We start from the raw sequence: 22,735 nt of genomic DNA, 5'->3' as shown, positions 1-22,735 counted from the left end.
AGATGACTCGTAGCTTTTTATTTCTTTTCTCTCTAGGTGTTTTCAGTGACGCTATTGCTAACACCGTAAAATTAGAGCTTCCAAGTGAGCAATTAGTGATTGACTACACTGCACCTGTACGCCTTGAGAGAGCTATTGCGGACACTGTATTACACAGCGAGAACAATGCCCCATTTAGTTATCCACTGAATAACGCTCTATTTAACATAGATAAACAAAGAGTCGCCAATAACAAAAAACAGGCTGTACTGAACTTAATTGATAAACTCAAAACGCAAGAGCCGACACTTTACGAAAGTCTGGGTATTCTGCGCGAACAAGTGAAAACTTGGTCAGTAGGTTATAGAGAAAACGTCTCATTAGATCTAGACTTCGTTCGCCTGACACCTTCAGCCAACCCTATGCTTAGCGGTCATTACCAATTCGAATATCCAGATCGTCCGACAAACATACACTTAGAGGGGTTATTTTTTAGTACCACTATGCCAGAAGCAAGGCCTGATTGGACGGTCAAAGATTACTTATCAACGTCTAGAGTGCTTTCTAGCGCCAGCAATAGTTATGCTTGGGTTATCTACCCAGATGGCAATTATAAGCAAGTTGGTTTCGCTTACTGGAATGATGAGAATACCCCACTTCCTCCGGGCTCTAGCATCTTCCTAGGATTTAACAATCCATCAAAAGAGCTTTCTCAGCTTGAGCAAGATATTGTCTCTCTAATTGCCTGGAGAAGAAATTACTAATGAAACTTAATGCAATCACCTCTTTATTCCTCTTTCTTGGTTTCGTTTCAACAGTTCAGGCAAGCGATAATCTTAAAGTCTCCCAAACCGATTTTGGTGGAGTGGGGCTAATGCAGATGCCTTCAGGACGTATGGCCGAAGAAGGAGAATTCAATATAGGTGTTAGCGTCAACGACGACTACCAACAATACACTGCATCAATTCAGTTAATGACCTGGCTGGAGTCAACGGTGCGCTACACACGAGTACCAGACTTGTTATTTAGTAGCGATCCTTCCTACAGTGGCGATAATTTGTATACTGACAAAGGCATCGATTTCAAAGTCCGCCTTTGGCAAGAAGGTTACTGGCTACCTGAGGCTTCAATTGGTGTTCGTGATTTTGGTGGGACCGGCCTATTTGACGGTGAATTTATTGCTGCGACAAAACGCTTTGGCAATTTGGACGTAACCCTAGGCCTTGGCTGGGGTTACTTAGGCCAGCGTGGTAATGTGACCAATCCTTTCTGTAAAGCAAGCGATGAATACTGTACTCGCGACAGTGATTTCAGAGGTACAGGCGGTAGTGTCGATTACGAGCGATGGTTTAAAGGCCCTGCAGCTGTATTTGGTGGTCTTGAGTACCAAACACCTTACACACCACTCCGCTTAAAACTCGAATACGATGGCAATGACTATACACAAGACTACCCCGTACGCTCAGGTAAACCAATGCCTCAGCACACTCCGTGGAATGTAGGCATTAACTATCGTTTAGGAGATTGGGGGGACGCAAAAGCCAGCTATCAGCGCGGAGATACGATCACTTTTGGTATCAATATCTACACCAATTTCAACGACATGAGAGCAACATGGCGTGATGAGCCCAAACAGGCTGTCACCAACGTTAACAATAATAACCCTGACTGGCAATCGGCAGCAAAGCAGATTGAGTTAAACGCAGGCTTTGAGAAAAACTCGATTGCACTTGATGGCGATACCATCATAGTCAAAGGCCAACAGAAGAAGTACCGCGACAGAGAAGAAGCGCTAGATCGGACCGCAGCCATTTTGTCTAACAATTCAAATGACCTGATTCGCGTATTTAAAATCGTAGAACAACAAGACGGTATGGACCTTAAAGAAACCACCATCGATAAACAGAAATACCTCACTGCAGCGAATTACTTATCAACCGAAGCAAAAGTCAAAGACAGTTTTGAGGAATCTGAGCCTAAGAGTATTACCAAGGACCCTATAGCAGAAAACAAAGAGCGCTGGGATTATGGCTTAGAACCTGTCCTAAAGCAGAGCATCGGTGGTCCAGAGTCATTCTATTTGTACAGTTTAGGCATCAGCGCAAATTCGAACTACTGGCTAACGGATAACCTTGAGTTTGGCGGTTCAATCATCTTCAACTTGGTCGACAACTACGACAAGTTTAACTACATCGAAAACTCACCACATGTAAGAAATTACTCAACACCTAGAGTCCGAACCATGTTCCGTGCCTATGTGCATGATAATCCAGTCAGGCTCAACCATCTTCAGCTCACATGGTTTGAGCAGCCATTCGAAGAAATTTACACCCAGATGTACGGTGGCTATCTCGAAATGATGTTTGCTGGTGTCGGCGGTGAAGTACTATACAGACCAATGAATAAAAACTGGGCAGTAGGCTTCGACGCTAACCTAGTCAGCCAACGCGACCCTGATTCATGGTTTGGCACATATGGTGAAGATTACTTCTTCTATGATGAAGCAACCTGTAATGACCCAACACCGTCTTGCCAAGCATATGTTTTAAGTCAAGGTACGACAGGTCATGTCACGGGTTATTATATGCCAAATTGGGACTTCCTAAGAGATACGCTGTTTAAGATTAGTGCAGGTAAGTTCTTGGGAGGAGACATGGGTGCTCGCTTCGATTTTTCTAAGCAATTCAAGTCTGGCGTGATTGTCGGTGCTTACGCAACATTTACCGATTTAACGGCAGAAGAATATGGCGAAGGAAGTTACAACAAAGGTTTCTATATTTCGATTCCTTTGGACATCATGACGATAAAACCAAGCACTAGTCGCGCAGACATTTCATGGGAACCTATTACCCGAGATGGCGGACAAATGCTGAAGAAACAGTACAATCTGTTCGATAAAACAGACGTTCGTTCTCAGTGGTATCAGAAACCAAGCACTGTTGAGTAGCGTAAAGAACCAAAAGGCTGACAGCAGTGTCAGCCTTTTTACTATTATGCTCTAGGGAAAGGGAATGCGGTTATCTTATCAATGTGATCATTGCTGGTCGCCAACATAACTAGGCGATCGATACCTAATGCTACTCCCGCACACTTTGGCAAGCCTGCCTCTAGTGCTTTGATCAAATGATTATCAATAGGCTGCGTATTTAATCCCATTTGTTCTCGTTTGGCATTATCTGACTCAAAACGTTTAAGTTGTTCTGTTGCATTGTCTAACTCATGGAAGCCATTTGCTAACTCTATTCCTTTAAAGTACACCTCAAAGCGATCCGCAACGCGGCTGTCTTGGCGGTTTATCCTTGCCAATGCGGCTTGTGACGCAGGAAAATCATATACAAATACGGGGACATGCTGGCCTATTTCAGGTTCAACTCCAACACTAAATAATAGTTGCAGCAAGATATCCCTGTCTTGCTCAGGTTGAGCAATATCACTGAGCCCAAGCTTATCAGCAGTCACCTTCAGTTCATCCATCGACGCCTCTAAAGGACACACACTTAGCACTTGTAGAAACGCCTGCTGATACGTCATACGCTCCGCTGCGCCAACTTTCAGAAGTCGCTGCAGTAGGTCATCCATTTCATCCATCAACTGGTGGTGATCAAATCCGATCCGATACCATTCAAGCATGGTGAATTCAGGGTTGTGATATCGACCATTTTCCTCATTTCGAAAAGACTTGCAGATCTGGTAGATACAACCACTTCCCGCCGCGAGTAAGCGCTTCATATGGAACTCTGGGCTGGTCATCAGGTAGAGCTTCTTGCCTTTCGCATAGCCCGGGCCGACAAAATCAGTTTGAAATGTATGAAGATGGATGTCCGTTACCGTCGCATGACTCATCGCAGGCGTATCAACTTCGAGGACATCTCTATCATCAAAAAACTGGCGTACCTGTCGAATTAAATTAGCTCGCTGCTTTAACTGTTCAATGCTTGCTGTGGGTTGCCAATCTGCCTGCATACCTAATCTCTCATGATGCTTTATTGTGGCGAAAACTATCATCTTTCACTCAAAATGCAAATGAGTTGTACTTAGCCTGAAGCGCTTAAATTACGTCTCACAGCCAATAATTCCTTCCATTAATCATTGGGGAAATTAATAACAAATCTCACTCGCAACATCCCCGTAACAGCTGGCACAGCAAAGGGTTAGTATCGATATGGCTTTGCCGTGATAGCAATCACATAACCTATATTTTCTATGCTCTCATATGCATTACCGGAGCAAAAACCTAAATACATCAATTTTTCCATAATGATGCTCTTCTACACTAACCCTACCACTTTTGGGGAATTACCCATTTAACGATAACAAGCGGAATACTCCGCAAATTCACACTGGAGGATAACTGTGCAAACTATCACCACAGATATCGCAGTCATCGGCGCAGGCGGCGCTGGTCTTCGCACTGCTATTGCAGCAGCTGAAGCAAACCCTGACTTAGAAGTCGCACTGATTTCTAAAGTTTACCCAATGCGTTCTCACACAGTCGCAGCGGAGGGTGGCTCAGCAGCAGTTATCAAGGATGAAGATAGCCTAGACAACCACTTCAACGACACTGTTGGCGGTGGCGATTGGCTATGTGAACAGGACGTTGTTGAATATTTTGTAGAAAACGCGACTCGCGAAATGATCCAAATGGAGCAATGGGGTTGCCCATGGAGTCGTAAAGAAAACGGTGAAGTCAACGTACGCCGATTCGGTGGTATGAAGGTTGAGCGTACATGGTTCGCGGCTGATAAAACTGGCTTCCATATGCTTCACACCCTATTCCAGACATCAATGAAGTACGACAACATCAAACGCTTTGACGAGTACTTTGTGGTGGATCTGCTTGTCGATGAAGGCGAAGTTCAAGGTCTCATTGCCATTCACATGTCGGAAGGCGAGCTGATCACTATCAAAGCCAAATCAGTAGTCCTAGCAACGGGTGGCGCAGGTCGAGTTTACCACTGCAACACCAATGGCGGCATCGTAACAGGTGATGGCATGGCGATGGCCTACCGTCATGGTGTACCTCTACGTGATATGGAGTTTGTTCAGTACCACCCAACAGGTCTTCCAGGCACAGGGATCCTGATGACTGAAGGCTGTCGTGGTGAAGGCGGTATCATCGTTAACAAGAATGGCTACCGTTACCTACAAGATTACGGCATGGGCCCTGAAACTCCAGTTGGCCAGCCAAAGAACAAATACATGGAACTTGGTCCTCGCGACAAGGTTTCACAAGCTTTCTGGCATGAGCAGCAAAAAGGCAACACCATCAAACACCCTCTTGGTGATGTAGTTCATCTAGACCTTCGCCACTTGGGTGAAGAGTACCTACAAGAACGTCTACCGTTTATCTGTGAGCTAGCTAAAGCTTACGTCAACGTTGATCCTGCAAAAGAGCCGATTCCAATTCGTCCAACGGTGCACTACACCATGGGTGGTATTGAAACCAACGGCGAATGTGAAACTCGTATTAAAGGCCTATTCGCAGTAGGCGAATGTGCCTCAGTTGGCCTACACGGTGCAAACCGCCTCGGTTCTAACTCTCTGGCTGAGTTCGTGGTATTTGGCCGTGTTGCTGGTGAACAAGCGGTGAAGCGTGCTGCGGAATTCAGAGGCTGGAACGAAGAGTCTATCGCAGCTCAAGTAAAAGCAGTTGAAGAGCGTATCGCAGCACTGATGAACCAAGAAGGCGATGAAAACTGGGCAGATATCCGCACTGAAATGGGTCATACCATGGAAGCTGGCTGTGGTATCTACCGCCAAGAAGATCTGATGCAAGCGACGATCGATAAGATTACTGAATTGAAAGCTCGCTACAAAAACATCAGTATCAAAGACAAAGGCAAAGTGTTCAACACTGACCTTCTTTACGCTATCGAAGTTGGTTACGGCCTAGAAGTCGCTGAAGCTATGGTTCACTCTGCGATCCTACGTAAAGAGTCTCGTGGCGCCCACCAGCGTCTGGACGAAGGCTGCACTGAGCGTGATGACGTAGAGTTCCTCAAACACTCTCTGGCTTTCTTCCAGCCAGATGCCGCGCCAACTATCGACTACAGCAAGGTGACCATCACTAAGTCACAGCCCAAAGCGCGTCTATACGGTGAGGCAGCAGAGAAAGCAGCCGCTGAAGAAGCAGCGAAAGCGGCAGAGAAGAAAGCAGAGGAGCAAGCGTAATGTCAGCCAATCGCATCCAAAAAGTAGAGATTTTGCGTTATGACCCTGAAAAAGACGCAGAACCGCATTTCCAGACCTTTGAAGTACCATTCGACGAAACCATGTCGACGCTTGACGCCCTCGGCTACATCAAAGATAACCTAGATAAAGACCTGTCTTACCGTTGGTCTTGTCGTATGGCGATCTGTGGTTCATGCGGCATTATGGTTAATGGTGTGCCAAAGCTCGCTTGTAAAAGCTTCCTCCGCGATTACCCAAACGGCGTGAAAATCGAACCACTAGCGAACTTCCCAATCGAGAAAGACTTGATTGTCGATATGACGCCGTTCATCGAGCGCCTCGAAGCCATCAAGCCTTACATCATTGGTAACGACCGCAAGCCTGAAGATGGCACGAACCTACAAACACCTGAGCAAATGGCCAAGTACAAGCAATTTGCTGGTTGTATCAACTGTGGGCTTTGCTACGCGGCATGTCCTCAGTTTGGTTTAAACCCTGAGTTTATCGGCCCTGCTGCGCTGACACTCGCGCATCGTTACAACCTAGACAGCCGTGATAACGGTAAAGATGAGCGTATGGCACTCATTAATGGCGAGAACGGTGCTTGGGGCTGTACCTTTGTGGGTTACTGCTCTGAAGTTTGTCCGAAGAATGTAGACCCAGCAGCAGCGGTAAACCAAGGTAAGGTCGAGTCTTCTATGGACTTCGTGATCTCAATGTTCAAGCCTGATGGCACACCAACAAAGACTACACAGGAGGCGTAAGATGAGCAACCGTAAACCTTACGTTCGCGAGGTAACACGAACTTGGTGGAAAGATCATCCGTTTTATCGCTTCTACATGCTGCGTGAAGCCACGGTATTGCCGTTAGTCCTATTCACTTTGTTCCTGACTTTCGGCCTAGGGTCGCTGGTGAAAGGCCCGGAAGCTTGGCAAGGCTGGCTTGAGTTTATGGCGAACCCTGTTGTCATTGCGATCAATATCGTCGCTTTACTGGGCAGCCTACTGCACGCACAGACCTTCTTCAGCATGATGCCGCAAGTTATGCCAATTCGCCTGAAAGGCAAACCTGTTGATAAGAAAATTATCGTTCTGACTCAGTGGGCTGCTGTGGCATTTATTTCTCTGATTGTGCTAGTAATCGTATAAGGAGCTATGACTATGAAACCTAATTTTTCTGTAGATAGAGCTCCCAAGCGTTCTGATGAGCCTATCTGGTGGAGTCTATTTGGCGCAGGCGGTACTTGGTTTGCCATGATCACTCCGGTGACGGTATTAGTGCTGGGTATTCTTGTTCCCATGGGTGTAATTGATGCTGAAGCGATGAGCTACGAGCGTATCACCGCATTCGCCACCAGCATTATCGGCGCTCTGTTTATCATTGGTACTCTCGCACTACCAATGTGGCATGCCATGCATCGTATTCATCATGGTATGCATGATCTCAAAGTTCATGGGGGGCCAGCCGGGAAAGTCGGCTGCTACGCCTTTGCAGGGCTCATCTCGGCCTTGAGCGTGATTTTTATCTTTATGCTCTGAGAAAACTTGAGGAAAAAGCTGGCTTAATGCCAGCTTTTTTATTGCGCGCAGTCCATCACTACTCAATGAAGGTTGCGATATCAGGCAAAGGTTTCTTGTGGGTCGCATGTTCAGGAATCGTTGCATCTTCAGCAGGATAGCCCGTCACAATCAACATGTACGGCCTGTCAACATCGTTATCACGACCACAAATCTTACTCAGAAAGCTCATTGGTTTCGGGGTATGCGTTAACGTTCCTAGGCCAGCATTATGCAGTGCTTGCAGTAAAAAGCCCGTCGCGATACCGACCGACTCATGCACGTAATAATTGGTTTGCTCCCCATCATTGCTCATGCCACCTTTCTTCTGTGAAAAAACCGCAATTAACCAAGGCGCAGTCTCAAGATAGGGTTTACTGGCGTGAGTCCCTAAGGGCTTTAAAGCATCCAGCCACTCCTGTCCTGCTCTACCTTCGTAGAAAGAACGCTCTAACTCTTCTGCGGCTTGGCGTATTTGACCTTTTACCTCAGCACTGTTGATGGCGACAAAGTGCCACGGCTGATGATTCGCTCCGCTAGGCGCCGTTCCGGCAGCACGGATGCAGTTCTCAATAATATCTTTCGCCACTGGGCGATCTGAAAAGCTGCGAATCGAATGGCGGCGTTTGAGCTGTTGGTAATTTTGCTCAGCACGCGCGGACATTTCCTCGGCAGGAAATTCAATAAAATCGTTCAAAGGCGAATGGGATTCTGTGGTCGACATGTTGCTTCCTTGCGCAGTTAGAGTCATTCCACTATAGCGCTATTTGTCTATCTCGCGAGGTAGCAAATGGAGGGAAACCAAAGAGTGAGAGTGAACGCAAACTTCCTTCAACGATTAATAACAAAAAAGCCGATCTTGCGATCGGCTTTTTCCTTAGGTGTAGATTAAAGAATGAAACGACTTAGGTCTTCATCTTCTATTGTTTCGCCTAACTTGGCTTTAACGTATTCGGCATCAATCGTCAGTTGAGAGCCGGATTTATCCGTTGCTTCAAAAGAAATTTCATCCATCAAACGTTCCATCACCGTATGTAAGCGGCGAGCACCAATATTCTCAGTGGTTTCGTTCACGGTCCAGGCAGCTTCTGCAATTTGAGTGATGCCTTCTTCCGTAAATTCGATATCCACGTCTTCCGTCTTCATTAGAGCAATGTACTGCTCTGTCAGTGACGCTTTTGGCTCAGTCAGAATACGTTTGAAGTCATTGCTTGAAAGCGCTTCTAACTCGACACGAATTGGCAGACGACCTTGCAGCTCAGGAATCAGATCCGAAGGTTTGGCCACCTGAAACGCGCCAGATGCCACAAATAGAATGTGGTCTGTTTTCACCATGCCGTGCTTAGTTGACACTGTGCTGCCTTCAATCAGAGGGAGCAGATCACGCTGAACACCTTCGCGAGACACATCTGGGCCTGAACTTTCGCCACGCTTACAGATCTTGTCAATCTCATCGATAAACACGATACCGTTGTTCTCAACGTTGAAGATAGCCTGTTCTTTCAGCTCTTCCTGATTAACCAGTTTCGCAGCTTCTTCTTCCGTTAGCGCCTTAAAAGCATCTTTGATTTTCAGCTTACGTTTTTTCTTAGTATCGCCAGCTAAGTTTTGGAACATACCTTGAAGCTGATTAGTCATCTCCTCCATACCAGGAGGCGCCATGATTTCTACACCCATTTGTGGCGCAGCGACATCGACTTCGATCTCTTTGTCGTCTAGCTTGCCTTCACGTAGTTTCTTACGGAAAATTTGACGCGTATTCGAAGAGCTTTCGTCTTGCTGCTCACTTTGCCCCCAAGCATCTCGCGCTGGTGGTAAAAGCGCATCAAGAACACGTTCTTCTGCTTGCTCTTCGGCACGGAATTTCACTTTCTCCATCGCTTGCTGATGCGTCATCTTAATAGCGACATCCGTCAGATCGCGAATGATAGTCTCGACTTCTTTACCAACGTAACCCACTTCAGTGAATTTTGTTGCTTCTACTTTAATAAACGGTGCATTGGCCAGTTTAGCTAAACGACGGGCAATCTCCGTTTTACCAACACCAGTTGGACCAATCATCAGAATGTTCTTTGGTGTGACTTCAACGCGTAAGCTTTCTTCAAGCTGCATACGGCGCCAGCGGTTACGCAGTGCAATGGCCACTGAGCGTTTCGCGTTATCCTGACCAATGATATGGCGGTTAAGTTCATGAACAATTTCGCGGGGAGTCATTTCAGACATAATCAAATTCCTTAAATTCGGTAGCCACTATCTTGGGTTATTCAGCGTTAAGTTCCGCTGGGATTTCTAGTTCTTCGATAGTGTGGTGATGATTGGTAAACACACAGATATCACCAGCAATTTTTAGTGATTTCTCCGCGATGTCACGAGCATCTAGCTCTGTGTTCTCTAGTAAAGCGGTCGCCGCTGCTTGGGCGAAATTACCACCAGAGCCAATCGCAATCAGATCGTTCTCAGGCTGGACCACATCACCATTACCAGTGATGATAAGCGAGGCAGTTTCGTCTGCTACCGCAAGTAGGGCTTCAAGTTTGCGTAACGCACGGTCACTGCGCCAATCTTTGGCCAACTCAACAGCAGCTTTAGTTAAGTGACCTTGGTGCATTTGCAGTTTGCTTTCAAACTTTTCAAACAGCGTAAATGCGTCTGCGGTACCACCAGCAAAACCAGCAAGCACTTTGTTGTTGTACAAACGACGTACTTTACGTGCGTTGCCTTTCATCACAGTGTTACCCAGTGATACTTGTCCATCGCCGGCAATGACGACTTTGTTGTTTCGACGTACAGATACAATAGTAGTCACGAGTAGGGCCTCATAATTATTTTCATCTTGGTGTTAAGAGATATATGAGGCTGGCTTAAGGGGAATTCAAGGGCAGCAGTGGCTGGGATTACGCTCCACGTTGAGAGCGTGTTCTATCTACAATCCAATGAACAAAAAACGAGCCTGATGGCTCGTTTTCTTTACTGACTGTCTTTCCAAATGGCACAAGGCTCAATCTTGGCCCTCTGAAGTTTGTGCTTATCTCGTTCAGCGTCACGTTTGAACTTATATGGCCCGAGTACAACGCGATACCACTTGCTGCCTTCTTTCTTGCGGATCTTACTGTTGATACCTTGAAAGGCTATATCCAACTTACGCGCTTCGGCTTGAGAAGCATTGGTGTACGCACCACACTGCATGATATAAGGGATCTCAGACACTACCTGCTTTTTCGCCGTGACTTCGATTTCACGACTCGGCAGAGAATCAACGTAGTCCCATTTCTCTTCCGGAGGAGGAGGAAGCACCTTTTCTGCCTTTGGTTTTGGCTTAGGCTTGCTTTGCTGCACAACTGGTTGTGGCGGCTCAGGATCATTACTCAACGTATAAAGCCCGTAACCAAAACCACCTACCAGTAGAATCGCTAACAATCCACTGCGCCAGGGTTTTCTTTTTGGTGCCGACTTTTTACGCGCTGGTTTACGCCCGCTGTTACCACGGCCGCGTTTCACATAATCTCTATTTGCCACTGCTGTACATCAATGTCTGTTACCTCTGCCGCTATGTTAATGCAGAATGCGCCCTGATTACAGAGGGGAAATGGAAGCGGCGCATCAAAATGCGCCGCTGAGTAAAAGCAATCGTCAGATGACTCGCGGTGGAGCAGCGCTTTCCCTGACAACCAGCTGAGTTTCCAGCAATCGAGAACCGGCACGAACATCATGGCCGCGCAACAACTCAAGCATCATCAACATTGCCTGTCGGCCAATCTCGTAACGTGGCTGAGAAATGGTCGTCAGTGGTGGATCGCAGTACTGAGCAAACTGAATATCATCAAAGCCAACGACAGACAGGTCTTGCGGGACGCGCAAGCCCAGCTTCTTCGCTTCTTGAATTGCCCCGATGGCCATCGCATCGTTGTGACAGAAAATCGCGGTTGGCGGCTCAGGTAAAGCCAACAATTGTCTGACGGCTTTCGCACCATCTTCAAACGAGAAGTCACCGTAGATACAGTAATTCGGATTCATACTAATGCCGGCTCGGCGTAACGCTTGCTGGTAACCTTGGTAGCGGAACTGGCATAGTACCGCAGAACTAGGGCCCGAAATCTGAGCAATGCGCTTGTGACCCATCTGCGTAAGATAGTTCACGGCTTCAAATGCCGATGTCAGGTTATCAATGTGCACCGTTGGCAGCTCCAGTTCAGGTGCAAACTCACATGCCATCACCATAGGCGGCAGGTTTTTCTGCTCAGGTTTGCTGACGTCAAACGGCAGATCAGTACCAAGCAGCAACATTCCATCGGCCTGCTTAGTAAAGACAAGATTGACAAAAGAACTCTCACGCTTTTTCTGCTGACCACTGTCTCCCAGCAGCACGATGTATCCATGTTCCATCGCAGCGTCTTCAATTCCACGGATGATCTCTGTGTAGTAGGGATCACAAATATCCGGGATGATTGCAATTATGGTTTTGGACTCATTTCGGCGCAGGTTGCGCGCCAGAGAATTTGGTGAATATCCGGCTTCTAATACTGCATCTTCTACTCGCTTCCTTGTAGCTGAAGATACTTTTTCCGGGTTCATTAGAGCACGCGATACTGTTGCAGTTGAAACGCCTGCTAGCTGAGCAACATCCTTCATTGTCGCCATATATTAATTACCCTCTTCATTTCCTAAACACGGTAGCGCCTAGTGCCACCTAAACCGATATTGATGAGCTCAAACCCATTCTTATGTTTATTGCCTATAGCAATCGTTTACCTGTCTTATATCACTCAACCTTTTCAATTGAGCTAATCCATAGTTTATTCATTTCGAAACAGAAAGTTACGGGAAGATTAACAAATTTAAATCCCGAGACGAGACGTGAGTCACAATTAAATGAAAAAGGTGAGAAATCAGCTCAAATCCTGCGGCTCAATATCTAAAGACCAACGCACCTTTTTCGCATTCGGTAACATTTGGATCGCCGGTTTCGCACTGGAAAGTAACTTTTGCATGGTTGGCCGAGTTTGCGTCTGTAGCATCAATTGCCAACGATGTTTACCGGCACGTTTTGCAAGTGGGGCTGGAGTGGGGCCCAAAACCTGACAATACCCATCAAAGAGCGGGTGGGCTTCTAAGGTATGGCGAACCTGACGCAAAAACGCTTCCACATGCTGGGAGTTATTCGCCTCAGCACGGAACAAGGTCAGATAAGTATAAGGAGGCAACATGGCAAACTTACGTTCCTGCAATGCGGTCTCGGCAAAATGTCGATAGCTTTTGGTCAGCAGAGCCTGAAGTAAGCTGTGTTCAGGGTGATGCGTTTGTAGGATCACCTCTCCGGGCTTGCTGGCTCGCCCAGCTCGCCCTGCCACCTGAATAAACAGCTGAGCCAAGCGCTCGGATGCTCTGAAATCACTGCTGTATAGCGAGCCATCAACATCCAGCAGCGCTACCAATGTCACATCAGGGAAGTGATGGCCTTTCGCCAACATTTGGGTACCAATCAATATCTGGTACTTGCCGCTGCGAATGTCTCCAAGAGCCGATTCCAAACTGCCTTTACGCCGAGTGCTGTCACGGTCAATACGAATGGTTTGATATTCAGGAAAAAGCTCACCAAGCTGCGCTTCAAGCTGCTCTGTCCCTACGCCCACAGTGACCAGATTTGACGATCCGCACCCCTGACACTGATGAATCGTTGGCTGCTGAGAGCCACAATGATGGCAACGAATCTCATTGCTGTATTGGTGATAGGTATAGTAAGCGTCGCATCGCTTACATTCTGCAATCCAACCGCAATCATGGCACATCAAGGCTGGCGAAAAACCGCGACGATTGAGGAATAACATCACCTGATTACCGGCACTGAGGTGTTGACGCATTTCCGCAATCAGAGAGGCGGATAAACCACTTTCCAGATACTGACCTTTCACATCCAGCACCTTGTTTGACGTCGGTACAGCATTACCGGCGCGTTCGGTTAGTGTCAGATGGTGGTACTTGCCCGATAAAGCATTATGCAGAGTTTCCAATGCCGGTGTCGCAGAGCCTAGTACAATTGGAATTTGTTCTTTGTTGGCTCGCATCACAGCAACATCGCGCGCATGATAGCGAAGGCTGTCTTGCTGCTTATAAGAAGCATCGTGTTCTTCATCAACAATGATGATGCCGAGATCAGCAAAAGGCGTCAGTAGTGCTGAGCGTGTGCCAATGACGATGCCAGCGGCTTTATCTCGGGCACTTAACCAAGCGTTCAATCTTTCGCTGTCGTTAAGCCCAGAATGAATCACTTCGACTGGCACATCAAACCTGTGGCGAAAACGGTTAATGGTTTGTGGCGTCAGACCAATTTCCGGTACTAAAACGAGAGCTTGCCGCCCTTTCTCCAACACTGGCTTGATAAGGTTAAGATAAACTTCCGTCTTACCTGAACCGGTCACTCCTTCCAGTAAGAAACAACCAAAGCCATCAAAGCTATTAACGGTCGCAATAGCGACAGCCTGCTCTTCATTAAGCTTTGGCTTATCCACATCCGCTTCAACCTGCCGACTCCAATCGCGCATCTCCGGTTTGCACTCTATCGACTCAATCCAGCCTTTCTCTTGCAAGGTTTTGAGAACACTAGAGCTGATTTCTTCATCAATGAAGTGCTGGTGTGGTACTGAACCACTTTCAAGCATATGCATGACTTTGGCTTGCTTGACGGCTCGGCCAAAACCTAACATCAGCTGATTACGCCCAGCTGCAGTCAACTGCCATTCCACCAGCGTTGCAAAATCGGCTTCTTTGCCTTTACGAAGTGCACTTGGCATCGCATTGAGCAAGGTGTCTCCAAGAGGATACTGGTAAAACTGACTGCACCATTGCAGTAACTCGTAGAGGCTATCTGGCCAAACAGGCTGAGAATCCAACACTTGTTTTAACGGTTTGAGCTTGTCAAAACTGAACTCAGACTGATTCACCAGCGCCGTAACCACACCGACCAGCGTCTGACGACCAAAGGGGACAGACACGCGCCCACCAATAATAGGAAACAGGTGAGCAGGAATCTGATAGTCAAACTGTTTGTCGAGCGGTACAGGTAAGGCCACTCGGGCAATCGTCGGTCGCATATAGGCTTAAAACAAAATGAAAGGAACGCAATTAGTCTAAGGGAAAAGCGCTAAGCGGGGAAGCAACAGCATCACTAAGCCGATTTCTAGCATGGATACACATCAGCGGCTAAAAAAGTAGCAACTTTATTGGTAAATCGGTTGATCCCTGAGGCCGTATTCATTACTATATCGCGCCTTAGTGATATGGCTTGTTTTTGAACAGCGGTATCCAAAGGAAATTTTATTAACTACGTGTGGTGTCCGGCATAGAATCGGATAGCGACACGGCCTATTTTAGAGGTTCTCCCATGAAAGCTGGTATCCACCCAGAGTACAAAGCAGTTAAAGCAACTTGTTCTTGCGGTAACTCTTTCGAGTTCAACTCAACTCTAACTAAAGAGTCAATCCACCTAGACGTATGTGACAAATGTCACCCATTCTACACTGGTAAGCAGCGTATCGTTGATACTGGCGGCCGTGTAGATCGCTTCAACAAGCGTTTCGGTGCTCTTTCTTCTAAGAAGTAATTTCTTTTTAGATGAAGAGAAAAGGACGCTACGGCGTCCTTTTTTGTTATCTGCTTCTTCAGCTATTCATTCAGAGTAATATCTTCCACTGTTTGATATTCGCTAGCCATATCTCTACCCATCTGGTCTTATCTCCAGTCATTTAGCACATTTTATTGCTTTAGCTCGCATTCTGACCTAGGCAGCTTGACTTAGTTACTCTAGAATGGATTACCCCCTATCCTAATTATTATTAACGAGTACCTACACCTATGTCCGATGACAATCGCCAAGAACTATCCCCTGAAGAACAATTCCGTCAGCAAGCGCTGGATTACCATGCTTACCCAACAGCAGGTAAAATTTCGGTTGAGCTGACAACACCAGCCGAAACGGCAGGTGATCTGGCGTTAGCGTACAGCCCAGGCGTGGCTGAGCCTGTACGTGAAATTGCACAGAATGCAGATAATGTCTACAAATACACCTCTAAAGGTAACATGGTAGCGGTTATCTCTAACGGAACAGCAATTCTTGGTCTTGGTAACTTAGGTCCACTGGCATCAAAGCCAGTCATGGAAGGTAAAGCTCTTTTGTTCAAACGCTTTGCAGGTTTGGACTCTATCGACATTGAAGTCAAACACCGCACAATCGAAGAATTTGTCGACACGGTCGCTAACATTGCCGATACGTTTGGCGGTATCAACCTTGAAGACATCAAAGCGCCAGATTGTTTTGAAATTGAAAAGCAGTTGATTGAGCGCTGTGATGTGCCGGTTTTTCACGATGACCAACACGGCACAGCAATCGTAACCGCAGCAGGCATGCTTAACGCGATTGAACTGCAAGGCAAAAAGCTAGAAGACGCTACGATTGTATGTCTTGGCGCAGGCGCTGCCGCAGTAGCTTGTATGGAGCTACTGATCAAGTGTGGTGCAATGCGTGAAAAGATCTACATGCTTGACCGCAAAGGCGTTATCCACACTCGCCGTGATGATCTCAACGAATACAAGCAACTATTTGCGAATAACACTGACAAGCGTACGCTGGAAGACGTTATCGAAGGTGCAGACCTGTTCTTGGGCGTATCTGGTCCGAACTTGCTTGCGCCTGAAGCACTCAAACTGATGGCTGACAAACCTGTTGTCTTCGCGTGTTCAAACCCAGATCCGGAAATCAAACCAGAGTTGGCACATGAAGTTCGTGATGATTTAATCATGGGTACAGGTCGCAGCGACTACCCGAACCAAGTAAACAACGTACTGTGTTTCCCATTCATCTTCCGTGGTGCTCTTGACGTTCGTGCTAGCGAAATCAACGATGAAATGAAACTCGCTGCGGTAGATGCCATTCGTGAACTGGCGAAAGAAGAAGTTCCAGCGGAAGTATTGAAAGCCGCTGGCGTGGATAAGCTGGAATTTGGTCCTGGTTACATCATTCCTAAACCGATGGACTCTCGCCTATTGCCACGTGTTGCAAAAGCAGTTGCTCTAGCAGCAGTAGAGTCAGGTGTGGCTCGCATTGAAATGCCAGAGAATTACATGGAAGCGTAAGCGTTCCTCTCGGCAACTAAAAAACCGCTGAACATTCAGCGGTTTTTTAGTTTTCAGCAAAATAAAAACCAGGCGCGCTGCCAGTTGTTACTCTTCATCATACGCTTCGAATTCAATGCCCATCTCAGTCATGAGTTTTTTCACTTCCGCAGGAATATCATCTGGGCGGTCTTTACGCAAATCTTCATCGGTAGGTAATGGCTGGCCTGTATAAGCGTGCAGAAACGCTTCACAAAGCAGCTCACTGTTCGTCGCATGGCGCAGGTTATTAATCTGACGACGCGTTCGCTCATCAGTTAAAACCTTCAATACTTTCAATGGAATAGAAACCGTGATCTTCTTTACTTGCTCGCTTTTCTTTCCATGTTCAGCATACGGACTAATGTATTCGCCGTTCCAATCTGCCATTGCGCACCTTTATGATTCATTATGTATAAAATTAGAAAGCGTAATTTTAGCGGGATTTATGGCCACAAGCAAAGACATATAGACGTCTAGAAGTGTTGACGTCTTAAAAAATGAGAAGTAAAGTGAAGAGATATACGATTGGAATAACATATATCTAACATCCGGCAAACAGGTATAGTGTAATCTCCAGCCAAGTCACTACAGTTCGAAAGGAAACACTTATGAGCGCCCGTAAACCAGCCACAATCGCGGTACGTACTGGTATCGAGTCAGACACTCAGCATCACGCCGTTGTGCCACCTATTTACCTCTCGACTAACTACGGATTTCCCGCCTTCGGCGAAGTGCCAAAATATGACTACACTCGCTCGGGTAACCCAAACCGTGGCTTATTAGAAAAAGCTCTGTATGAGCTGGAGTCCGGTAAAGGTGCGGTAGTGACCAACTGTGGAACCTCAGCGTTAAACTTATGGGTCTCTGCATTTCTTGGCCCAGATGACCTGATCATCGCGCCACACGATTGCTACGGCGGTACGTACCGTTTATTTAACACCCGCGCTCAGAAAGGTGACTTCAAGGTTCAGTTTGTCGATCAATCAGATCAAAAAGCCCTGAACGACGCTATAGCAAAGAAACCTAAACTGATTCTGTTGGAAACACCGTCTAATCCTTTGGTTCGAGTAGTCGACATTGCTGCAGTATGTGAAAAAGCCCGCCAGGTTGGTGCTCTGGTCGGCGTCGATAATACCTTTTTGACACCTGTGTTCCAAAAGCCTCTTGAACTCGGCGCTGACTTCGTCATTCACTCGACAACCAAGTACATTAACGGTCATTCTGATGTCATAGGTGGCGTGGTAATCACCAAAACTGAGCAGCATGCTGAAGATCTTGCTTGGTGGGGTAACTGTATCGGCGCTACCGGCACACCATTCGACAGCTACATGACATTACGCGGTATTCGCACCTTGGGTGCGCGCATGAAAGTGCATGAAGAAAGCTCAGCACACATTCTCAACTACCTGCAATCTCAGTCTCTGGTTGGCAACATCTATCACCCAAGCTTGCCTGAACACCCGGGCCATGAGATTGCGAAAAAGCAGCAGTCTGGATTCGGCTCTATGCTCAGCTTTGAGTTTGCAGGCAGCTTTGAACAGCTCAAACACTTTGTTGGTGAGCTAGAACTGTTTTCACTCGCCGAATCACTTGGCGGCGTGGAGAGCCTGATTTGCCACCCAGCGTCAATGACACATAGAGCAATGGGTGAAGCCGCATTAGCAGAAGCCGGAGTCTCACAACAGCTTCTCCGCCTTTCTGTCGGCCTCGAAGACGCTGATGACCTGATAGCCGATCTAGATCAAGCATTCAGTAAAACTCAGGAGGCGTTGTCATGAGCCAGCAGCGTCAATTGCATAAATTTGGCGGCAGTAGCCTCGCGGATCCAGAGTGTTACCGCCGCGTAGTTAGTATTCTCAAAGAATATTCTAATCAAGAAGATTTAATTGTTGTCTCAGCGGCAGGCAAGACCACCAATCGTTTGATTGAGTTTTTAGACTCACTGAACAAAGATGGCCGCCTCGCCCACGAAGCTTTGCAGTCATTACGTCAGTTTCAGGTACAGCTGGTCGAAGACCTGTTACAAGGTGAAAGCCAACAGCAGCTTCTTGCCACACTCAACGACGAATTCAGCACACTGGGTGAGCTAACGGCTCCCTTAACGACGGCCGAGCGCGCAGCCGTTTTAGGTCACGGAGAGGTTTGGTCTTCTCGATTGCTGGCGGCATTACTGAATCAAAATGATCTACAGGCTGTCGCTCAGGATGCAAGAGCTTTCCTACGTGCCGAAGCAGGCACACAACCTGAAGTTGACCGGGGCACCTCCTATCCACTGATCAAAGAAGTGCTCGCTCAACACGCCCATCACCGTGTTGTGATCACAGGATTTATGGCACAGGATGAGCAAGGCCATACCGTTCTGCTTGGTCGTAATGGTTCAGATTACTCCGCCACCGTCATTGGTGCGCTAGCCGAAGTAAAACGCGTGACCATCTGGAGTGACGTTGCGGGTGTCTACAGCGCAGACCCGCGTTTAGTCTCTGATGCGTGTCTTTTGCCATTGCTTCGCCTAGACGAAGCCAGCGAATTAGCCCGACTTGCGGCACCAGTCCTGCACAGCCGCACCCTTCAGCCGGTCGCACAAAGTGCGATGGATTTACACCTGCGTTGCAGCTATGAGCCAGAAGATGGCTCCACACGCATTGAACGCGTGCTGGCCTCAGGTCGCGGCGCTAAAATCATTTCTTCATTGAAAGAAGTGCTGCTAATCCAACTCAACTTTGCCTCTGGCCACGATTTCAGTCGCCTTGAACAAGAAACACTTGCAGGGCTGAAACGCGCTCAACTTGAGCCACTGACCTATGAAACACAGGAAGACCAACAAACGCTGCGCTTAGCGTATACCGCTGAGATTGCAGGCGGCGCACTCGAATACCTCCAAGACGCCGCGATAGAAGCTGAAATTAAGCTCAAAGAGGGCTATTCGTTGATTGCAGCAGTCGGTGCAGGTGTAACTAAAAATGCCAACCACTGCTACGGTTTCTACCAGAAGCTTAAGTCTTCTCCTGTGGAGTTTATTTCAGAATCTCAGTCAGGATTAAGCTTGGTCGCAGTGTTGCGCAGTACAGATACTTCTGTTCTGGTCAAATCGATCCACAGCCAACTGTTCCAGGCTCAAAAGCGCGTTGGTATCGCTTTGTGTGGCAAAGGTAATATTGGCTCAAGCTGGCTTGAACTTTTTGCTGAGCAAAAAGCCGAGCTGGAAAAACGTCGCGGCATGAACTTCGAACTGGTTGCTGTCGTTGGCAGTCAAAACTACTGGTTCAATCCTAAAGGTATTGATGCCAGCACCGTCAGCGCTCACTACGAAGAAGAAGCGATTGAGTATCAAGGCGATGAGTGGGTAAGAAAGCTTGGCGCGATTCAGGGCTACGATGATGTCGTTGTGCTCGATGTGACGGCTAGCCAGCAACTGGCCGAGCGCTACCTGAACATCGCAGAACAAGGCATGCACCTTATCTCTGCCAACAAAGTCGCTGGCTCCGCATCCAGTGATTATTATCATCAGGTGCAAGATGCCTTTGCCAAGATAAACCGCCACTGGCTTTACAATGCAACTGTCGGAGCTGGTTTACCGATTAACCACACGGTGAAGGACTTACGTGAAAGTGGCGATGACATTCATGCCTTATCAGGCATTTTCTCTGGCACGCTTTCTTGGCTGTTTCAGCAGTATGACGGTAATGTACCTTTTGCAGAACTAGTGGATCTCGCTTGGCAGCAAGGTTTGACTGAACCGGACCCGCGCTGCGATCTGGATGGCTCTGATGTAATGCGTAAGCTAGTTATTTTAGCGCGTGAAGCCGGGCTCGATCTGGAACCAGAAGCGGTTAAAGTGGAAAGTCTGGTTCCTGCTGAGCTTGCCGATCTGTCGCTGGACGATTTCCTCGATAAAAGCCAACTATTAAGTGAGCTGTTAGCCAAGCGTTTAGAGAAAGCTCAGCGCGAAGACAAGATACTGCGCTACGTTGCAAGACTGGAGAAGAACGGTTCAGCAACGGTCGGTGTTGAAGCGCTAAGTAAAGAACATGCTCTGGCTAATTTGCTGCCATGTGACAACATCTTCGCCATCGAAAGCAAATGGTACAAGGATAACCCACTGGTTATTCGCGGCCCCGGCGCAGGCCGAGAGGTAACCGCAGGTGCGATTCAGTCAGACCTCAATCTGCTTTCCAGCTTCTTATAATTGACTAAAGCGCAGCTCTTAGCTGCGCTTTTTCTTTCTCAGTCATACCATTACCTTTCAAGTTGAAAACGTCTAATATTTAACTTGAAAAAAATTCATAATCGTACTGTTGACTTTAAATCGTATTCAATACATCCTGTGGACATATAGACGTCTAAACGTCGATTTGAGGATTTGAGTTTTGTGGTCCAGTTGCCACATGGAGAGAGTAAGATGGGATATACGCACGCCGGCCATATAGATGCCTTAAACCAGAATATTGCGGAACTTTCTGACAACATCAATGTGTCATTTGAGTTTTTTCCACCCAGCAGTGAAAAGATGGAAGAAACCCTATGGAACTCAGTCCATCGCCTCAAAACGCTAAAGCCTAAATTCGTTTCCGTCACTTACGGTGCGAACTCAGGTGAACGTGACCGCACACATTCCATCATTAAAGAAATTAAAGCTGAAACAGGGCTAATTGCCGCTCCTCATCTAACATGTATTGACGCGTCACGTGAAGAGCTAGCACGCATTGCTGATGATTACTGGGCAAACGGTATTCAGAGCATCGTCGCGCTGCGTGGTGACATCCCACCGGGCGGCGGTAAACCAGAAATGTACGCCTCCGATCTGGTGAAACTTCTAAAAGAGCGTCATGATTTTGATATCTCCGTTGCCGCTTTCCCTGAGGTGCACCCAGAAGCCAAAAGTGCACAGGCGGATCTACTCAATCTCAAACGTAAAGTCGATGCAGGCGCAAACCGCGCTATTACTCAGTTCTTCTTTGACGTTGAAAGCTATCTTCGTTTCCGTGATCGCTGTGTTGCAGCAGGCATCGACGTTGAAATCGTACCGGGTATTTTACCGGTTTCGAACTTTAAGCAAGCGTCACGCTTTGCCGCTCAAAACAACGTTAAAGTACCAAGCTGGATGGCGAAACAGTTTGAAGGTCTGGATGATGACCCGACGACACGTCAGCTGGTTGGCGCAAGCCAAGCCATCGATATGATTCGAGTGCTGAGCCGTGAAGGTGTGAAAGACTTCCACTTCTACACACTAAACCGCGCAGAAATGACCTACGCGCTGTGCCATACGTTAGGCGTGCGCCCTCAAGTGTAACCTGAGCCCTCATTATCCTCTAAAAACCCAAAAAGGGTGGCCATGGCCACCCTTTTTGTCATTAGACGATGCTTACTCAACTTCGTCCATCTTACCTAGCAGGTTACGAATACGCTCCTGCCAAGCTGAATGCTCTTGTTGCATCTGCTGCGCTTTTTGTTCGATCTCTTCACGGCTAGAACGAAGCTCATTTGCTTCTACTGCCAGCTTCTCTTTTTCTTCTTTCAGCTCTTCCACTTCCATTTGTAGAAGTGCAATGGTGTCAACTGCAGTTTGGATTTTCGCTTCTAGTTTTTCTAGTACTTCAAAAGACATCTTAGCCTACCTTGTATTGTCCGGTTATTGTGAAGAGCTTTCTCCACCTAATGTCCTCATTCTACTCAGGCAGAGAGTGATAAACACGCCCTATATTCTATATTTCGCACCATTCGGTCAAAAAAACAGCATACATTGACAATGCACTGACGGAGAAGCGCTGAGGCCAAATTTTTTGTCGATTTTCACCTCATTTTGATCGAGTTCAATTCCGCTGGGCGAAAATGGCAAACGTTTACTTGCAACTATGCTAAAATCCTGCGCGTTTAATTCATT

General features: G+C 47.2%; 20 protein-coding genes. 11 read left to right on the top strand and 9 right to left on the bottom strand.

Annotation, left to right across the window (positions count from 1 at the left end; all coding sequences use genetic code 11):
- Positions 1–2 precede the first annotated feature (2 nt).
- Together FIU99_RS01015 and FIU99_RS01010 are read left to right on the top strand one after the other, a co-directional pair.
- The gene (locus tag FIU99_RS01015) at positions 3–743 is read left to right on the top strand and encodes a capsule biosynthesis GfcC family protein (protein ID WP_006963318.1); all 741 of its coding nucleotides are present in this window, start codon (positions 3–5) and stop codon (positions 741–743) included.
- Positions 743–2,926 (top strand): YjbH domain-containing protein, encoded by a 2,184-nt coding sequence (locus FIU99_RS01010; RefSeq protein WP_006963320.1) that lies wholly within the window; start codon positions 743–745, stop codon positions 2,924–2,926. The genes FIU99_RS01015 and FIU99_RS01010 overlap by 1 nt, the downstream gene beginning before the upstream one ends.
- 44 nt (positions 2,927–2,970) lie before the next feature.
- Here FIU99_RS01010 and epmA read toward each other — a convergent pair whose 3' ends face one another.
- Complete coding sequence (gene epmA / locus FIU99_RS01005) at positions 2,971–3,942, bottom strand: elongation factor P--(R)-beta-lysine ligase (RefSeq protein ID WP_152471947.1); 972 nt, start codon at positions 3,940–3,942, stop codon at positions 2,971–2,973.
- Positions 3,943–4,332: 390 nt separating this feature from the next.
- Here epmA and frdA point away from each other — a divergent pair, with 390 nt between their 5' ends.
- The 4 genes from frdA to frdD are packed head-to-tail and all read left to right on the top strand — an operon-like array spanning position 4,333 to position 7,689.
- Positions 4,333–6,150 (top strand): fumarate reductase (quinol) flavoprotein subunit, encoded by a 1,818-nt coding sequence (gene frdA / locus FIU99_RS01000; protein ID WP_152471946.1) that lies wholly within the window; start codon positions 4,333–4,335, stop codon positions 6,148–6,150.
- Complete coding sequence (locus tag FIU99_RS00995; RefSeq protein WP_006963326.1) at positions 6,150–6,914, top strand: succinate dehydrogenase/fumarate reductase iron-sulfur subunit; 765 nt, start codon at positions 6,150–6,152, stop codon at positions 6,912–6,914. The genes frdA and FIU99_RS00995 overlap by 1 nt, the downstream gene beginning before the upstream one ends.
- Position 6,915: 1 nt before the next feature.
- Positions 6,916–7,299, top strand: a complete 384-nt coding sequence (gene frdC, locus FIU99_RS00990; RefSeq protein WP_152471945.1) for a fumarate reductase subunit FrdC — start codon at positions 6,916–6,918, stop codon at positions 7,297–7,299.
- 12 nt (positions 7,300–7,311) lie between these two features.
- Positions 7,312–7,689: a fumarate reductase subunit FrdD gene (gene frdD / locus FIU99_RS00985; protein WP_152471944.1), complete on the top strand. Its 378-nt coding sequence runs from the start codon at positions 7,312–7,314 to the stop codon at positions 7,687–7,689.
- A 58-nt stretch (positions 7,690–7,747) separates the two neighbouring features.
- On the opposite strand, the gene FIU99_RS00980 is transcribed toward frdD, so the two are convergent.
- From FIU99_RS00980 to priA, 6 genes are all read right to left on the bottom strand, one after another.
- The gene (locus FIU99_RS00980) at positions 7,748–8,431 is read right to left on the bottom strand and encodes a nitroreductase family protein (RefSeq protein WP_152471943.1); all 684 of its coding nucleotides are present in this window, start codon (positions 8,429–8,431) and stop codon (positions 7,748–7,750) included.
- Between the two features lie 164 nt (positions 8,432–8,595).
- The gene (hslU, locus tag FIU99_RS00975; protein WP_021457296.1) at positions 8,596–9,930 is read right to left on the bottom strand and encodes an HslU--HslV peptidase ATPase subunit; all 1,335 of its coding nucleotides are present in this window, start codon (positions 9,928–9,930) and stop codon (positions 8,596–8,598) included.
- A 37-nt stretch (positions 9,931–9,967) separates the two neighbouring features.
- Positions 9,968–10,513: an ATP-dependent protease subunit HslV gene (hslV, locus tag FIU99_RS00970; protein ID WP_006963336.1), complete on the bottom strand. Its 546-nt coding sequence runs from the start codon at positions 10,511–10,513 to the stop codon at positions 9,968–9,970.
- A gap of 161 nt (positions 10,514–10,674) precedes the next feature.
- Entirely contained in the window at positions 10,675–11,223 is a 549-nt protein-coding gene (locus FIU99_RS00965) for an SPOR domain-containing protein (protein ID WP_029236296.1), read from the bottom strand.
- A 114-nt stretch (positions 11,224–11,337) separates the two neighbouring features.
- Positions 11,338–12,345, bottom strand: a complete 1,008-nt coding sequence (gene cytR, locus FIU99_RS00960) for a DNA-binding transcriptional regulator CytR (RefSeq protein WP_006963339.1) — start codon at positions 12,343–12,345, stop codon at positions 11,338–11,340.
- Between the two features lie 248 nt (positions 12,346–12,593).
- Positions 12,594–14,795: a primosomal protein N' gene (gene priA / locus FIU99_RS00955; protein ID WP_152471942.1), complete on the bottom strand. Its 2,202-nt coding sequence runs from the start codon at positions 14,793–14,795 to the stop codon at positions 12,594–12,596.
- Between the two features lie 290 nt (positions 14,796–15,085).
- Here priA and rpmE point away from each other — a divergent pair, with 290 nt between their 5' ends.
- Positions 15,086–15,304 carry a 50S ribosomal protein L31 gene (gene rpmE, locus FIU99_RS00950; protein WP_006963341.1) on the top strand — a complete coding sequence of 73 codons (219 nt, stop codon included), beginning with the start codon at positions 15,086–15,088 and terminating at the stop codon, positions 15,302–15,304.
- Between the two features lie 251 nt (positions 15,305–15,555).
- Positions 15,556–16,833, top strand: a complete 1,278-nt coding sequence (locus tag FIU99_RS00945; protein WP_006963342.1) for a malic enzyme-like NAD(P)-binding protein — start codon at positions 15,556–15,558, stop codon at positions 16,831–16,833.
- An 87-nt stretch (positions 16,834–16,920) separates the two neighbouring features.
- Here FIU99_RS00945 and metJ read toward each other — a convergent pair whose 3' ends face one another.
- Positions 16,921–17,241, bottom strand: coding sequence for a met regulon transcriptional regulator MetJ (gene metJ, locus FIU99_RS00940; protein WP_006963343.1), 321 nt, complete (start codon positions 17,239–17,241; stop codon positions 16,921–16,923).
- Between the two features lie 221 nt (positions 17,242–17,462).
- Here metJ and FIU99_RS00935 point away from each other — a divergent pair, with 221 nt between their 5' ends.
- The 3 genes from FIU99_RS00935 (at position 17,463) to metF (ending at position 22,144) form a co-directional block, all read left to right on the top strand.
- On the top strand, positions 17,463–18,632 hold the full coding sequence (locus FIU99_RS00935; protein WP_006963344.1) for an O-succinylhomoserine (thiol)-lyase: 1,170 nt from the start codon (positions 17,463–17,465) through the stop codon (positions 18,630–18,632).
- Positions 18,629–21,040 carry a bifunctional aspartate kinase/homoserine dehydrogenase II gene (locus FIU99_RS00930; protein ID WP_006963345.1) on the top strand — a complete coding sequence of 804 codons (2,412 nt, stop codon included), beginning with the start codon at positions 18,629–18,631 and terminating at the stop codon, positions 21,038–21,040. Before FIU99_RS00935 ends, FIU99_RS00930 begins: the two co-directional genes overlap by 4 nt.
- Positions 21,041–21,253: 213 nt before the next feature.
- Positions 21,254–22,144 (top strand): methylenetetrahydrofolate reductase, encoded by an 891-nt coding sequence (gene metF / locus FIU99_RS00925; RefSeq protein WP_006963346.1) that lies wholly within the window; start codon positions 21,254–21,256, stop codon positions 22,142–22,144.
- A 72-nt stretch (positions 22,145–22,216) separates the two neighbouring features.
- Here the strand turns inward: metF and zapB are convergent, their stop codons facing one another.
- Entirely contained in the window at positions 22,217–22,459 is a 243-nt protein-coding gene (zapB, locus tag FIU99_RS00920; RefSeq protein ID WP_006963347.1) for a cell division protein ZapB, read from the bottom strand.
- Positions 22,460–22,735: the final 276 nt, after the last annotated feature.

The organism is Vibrio sp. THAF64, assembly GCF_009363455.1.
Taxonomy (GTDB): Bacteria; Pseudomonadota; Gammaproteobacteria; order Enterobacterales; family Vibrionaceae; genus Vibrio; species Vibrio coralliilyticus.
This window is presented reverse-complemented; position numbering and strand designations above follow the sequence as displayed.

What these genes read in the sequence shown, in the direction of transcription:
- FIU99_RS00945 (WP_006963342.1), top strand. Translation starts at nt 15,556, where the DNA reads ATGTCCGATGACAATCGCCAAGAACTATCCCCTGAAGAACAATTCCGT.
- metF (WP_006963346.1), top strand. Translation starts at nt 21,254, where the DNA reads ATGGGATATACGCACGCCGGCCATATAGATGCCTTAAACCAGAATATT.
- FIU99_RS00980 (WP_152471943.1), bottom strand. Translation starts at nt 8,431, where the DNA reads ATGTCGACCACAGAATCCCATTCGCCTTTGAACGATTTTATTGAATTT.
- FIU99_RS00930 (WP_006963345.1), top strand. Translation starts at nt 18,629, where the DNA reads ATGAGCCAGCAGCGTCAATTGCATAAATTTGGCGGCAGTAGCCTCGCG.
- metJ (WP_006963343.1), bottom strand. Translation starts at nt 17,241, where the DNA reads ATGGCAGATTGGAACGGCGAATACATTAGTCCGTATGCTGAACATGGA.
- cytR (WP_006963339.1), bottom strand. Translation starts at nt 12,345, where the DNA reads ATGGCGACAATGAAGGATGTTGCTCAGCTAGCAGGCGTTTCAACTGCA.
- epmA (WP_152471947.1), bottom strand. Translation starts at nt 3,942, where the DNA reads ATGCAGGCAGATTGGCAACCCACAGCAAGCATTGAACAGTTAAAGCAG.
- FIU99_RS01010 (WP_006963320.1), top strand. Translation starts at nt 743, where the DNA reads ATGAAACTTAATGCAATCACCTCTTTATTCCTCTTTCTTGGTTTCGTT.
- FIU99_RS01015 (WP_006963318.1), top strand. Translation starts at nt 3, where the DNA reads ATGACTCGTAGCTTTTTATTTCTTTTCTCTCTAGGTGTTTTCAGTGAC.
- priA (WP_152471942.1), bottom strand. Translation starts at nt 14,795, where the DNA reads ATGCGACCGACGATTGCCCGAGTGGCCTTACCTGTACCGCTCGACAAA.
- zapB (WP_006963347.1), bottom strand. Translation starts at nt 22,459, where the DNA reads ATGTCTTTTGAAGTACTAGAAAAACTAGAAGCGAAAATCCAAACTGCA.
- FIU99_RS00935 (WP_006963344.1), top strand. Translation starts at nt 17,463, where the DNA reads ATGAGCGCCCGTAAACCAGCCACAATCGCGGTACGTACTGGTATCGAG.
- frdD (WP_152471944.1), top strand. Translation starts at nt 7,312, where the DNA reads ATGAAACCTAATTTTTCTGTAGATAGAGCTCCCAAGCGTTCTGATGAG.
- hslU (WP_021457296.1), bottom strand. Translation starts at nt 9,930, where the DNA reads ATGTCTGAAATGACTCCCCGCGAAATTGTTCATGAACTTAACCGCCAT.
- frdC (WP_152471945.1), top strand. Translation starts at nt 6,916, where the DNA reads ATGAGCAACCGTAAACCTTACGTTCGCGAGGTAACACGAACTTGGTGG.
- FIU99_RS00995 (WP_006963326.1), top strand. Translation starts at nt 6,150, where the DNA reads ATGTCAGCCAATCGCATCCAAAAAGTAGAGATTTTGCGTTATGACCCT.
- rpmE (WP_006963341.1), top strand. Translation starts at nt 15,086, where the DNA reads ATGAAAGCTGGTATCCACCCAGAGTACAAAGCAGTTAAAGCAACTTGT.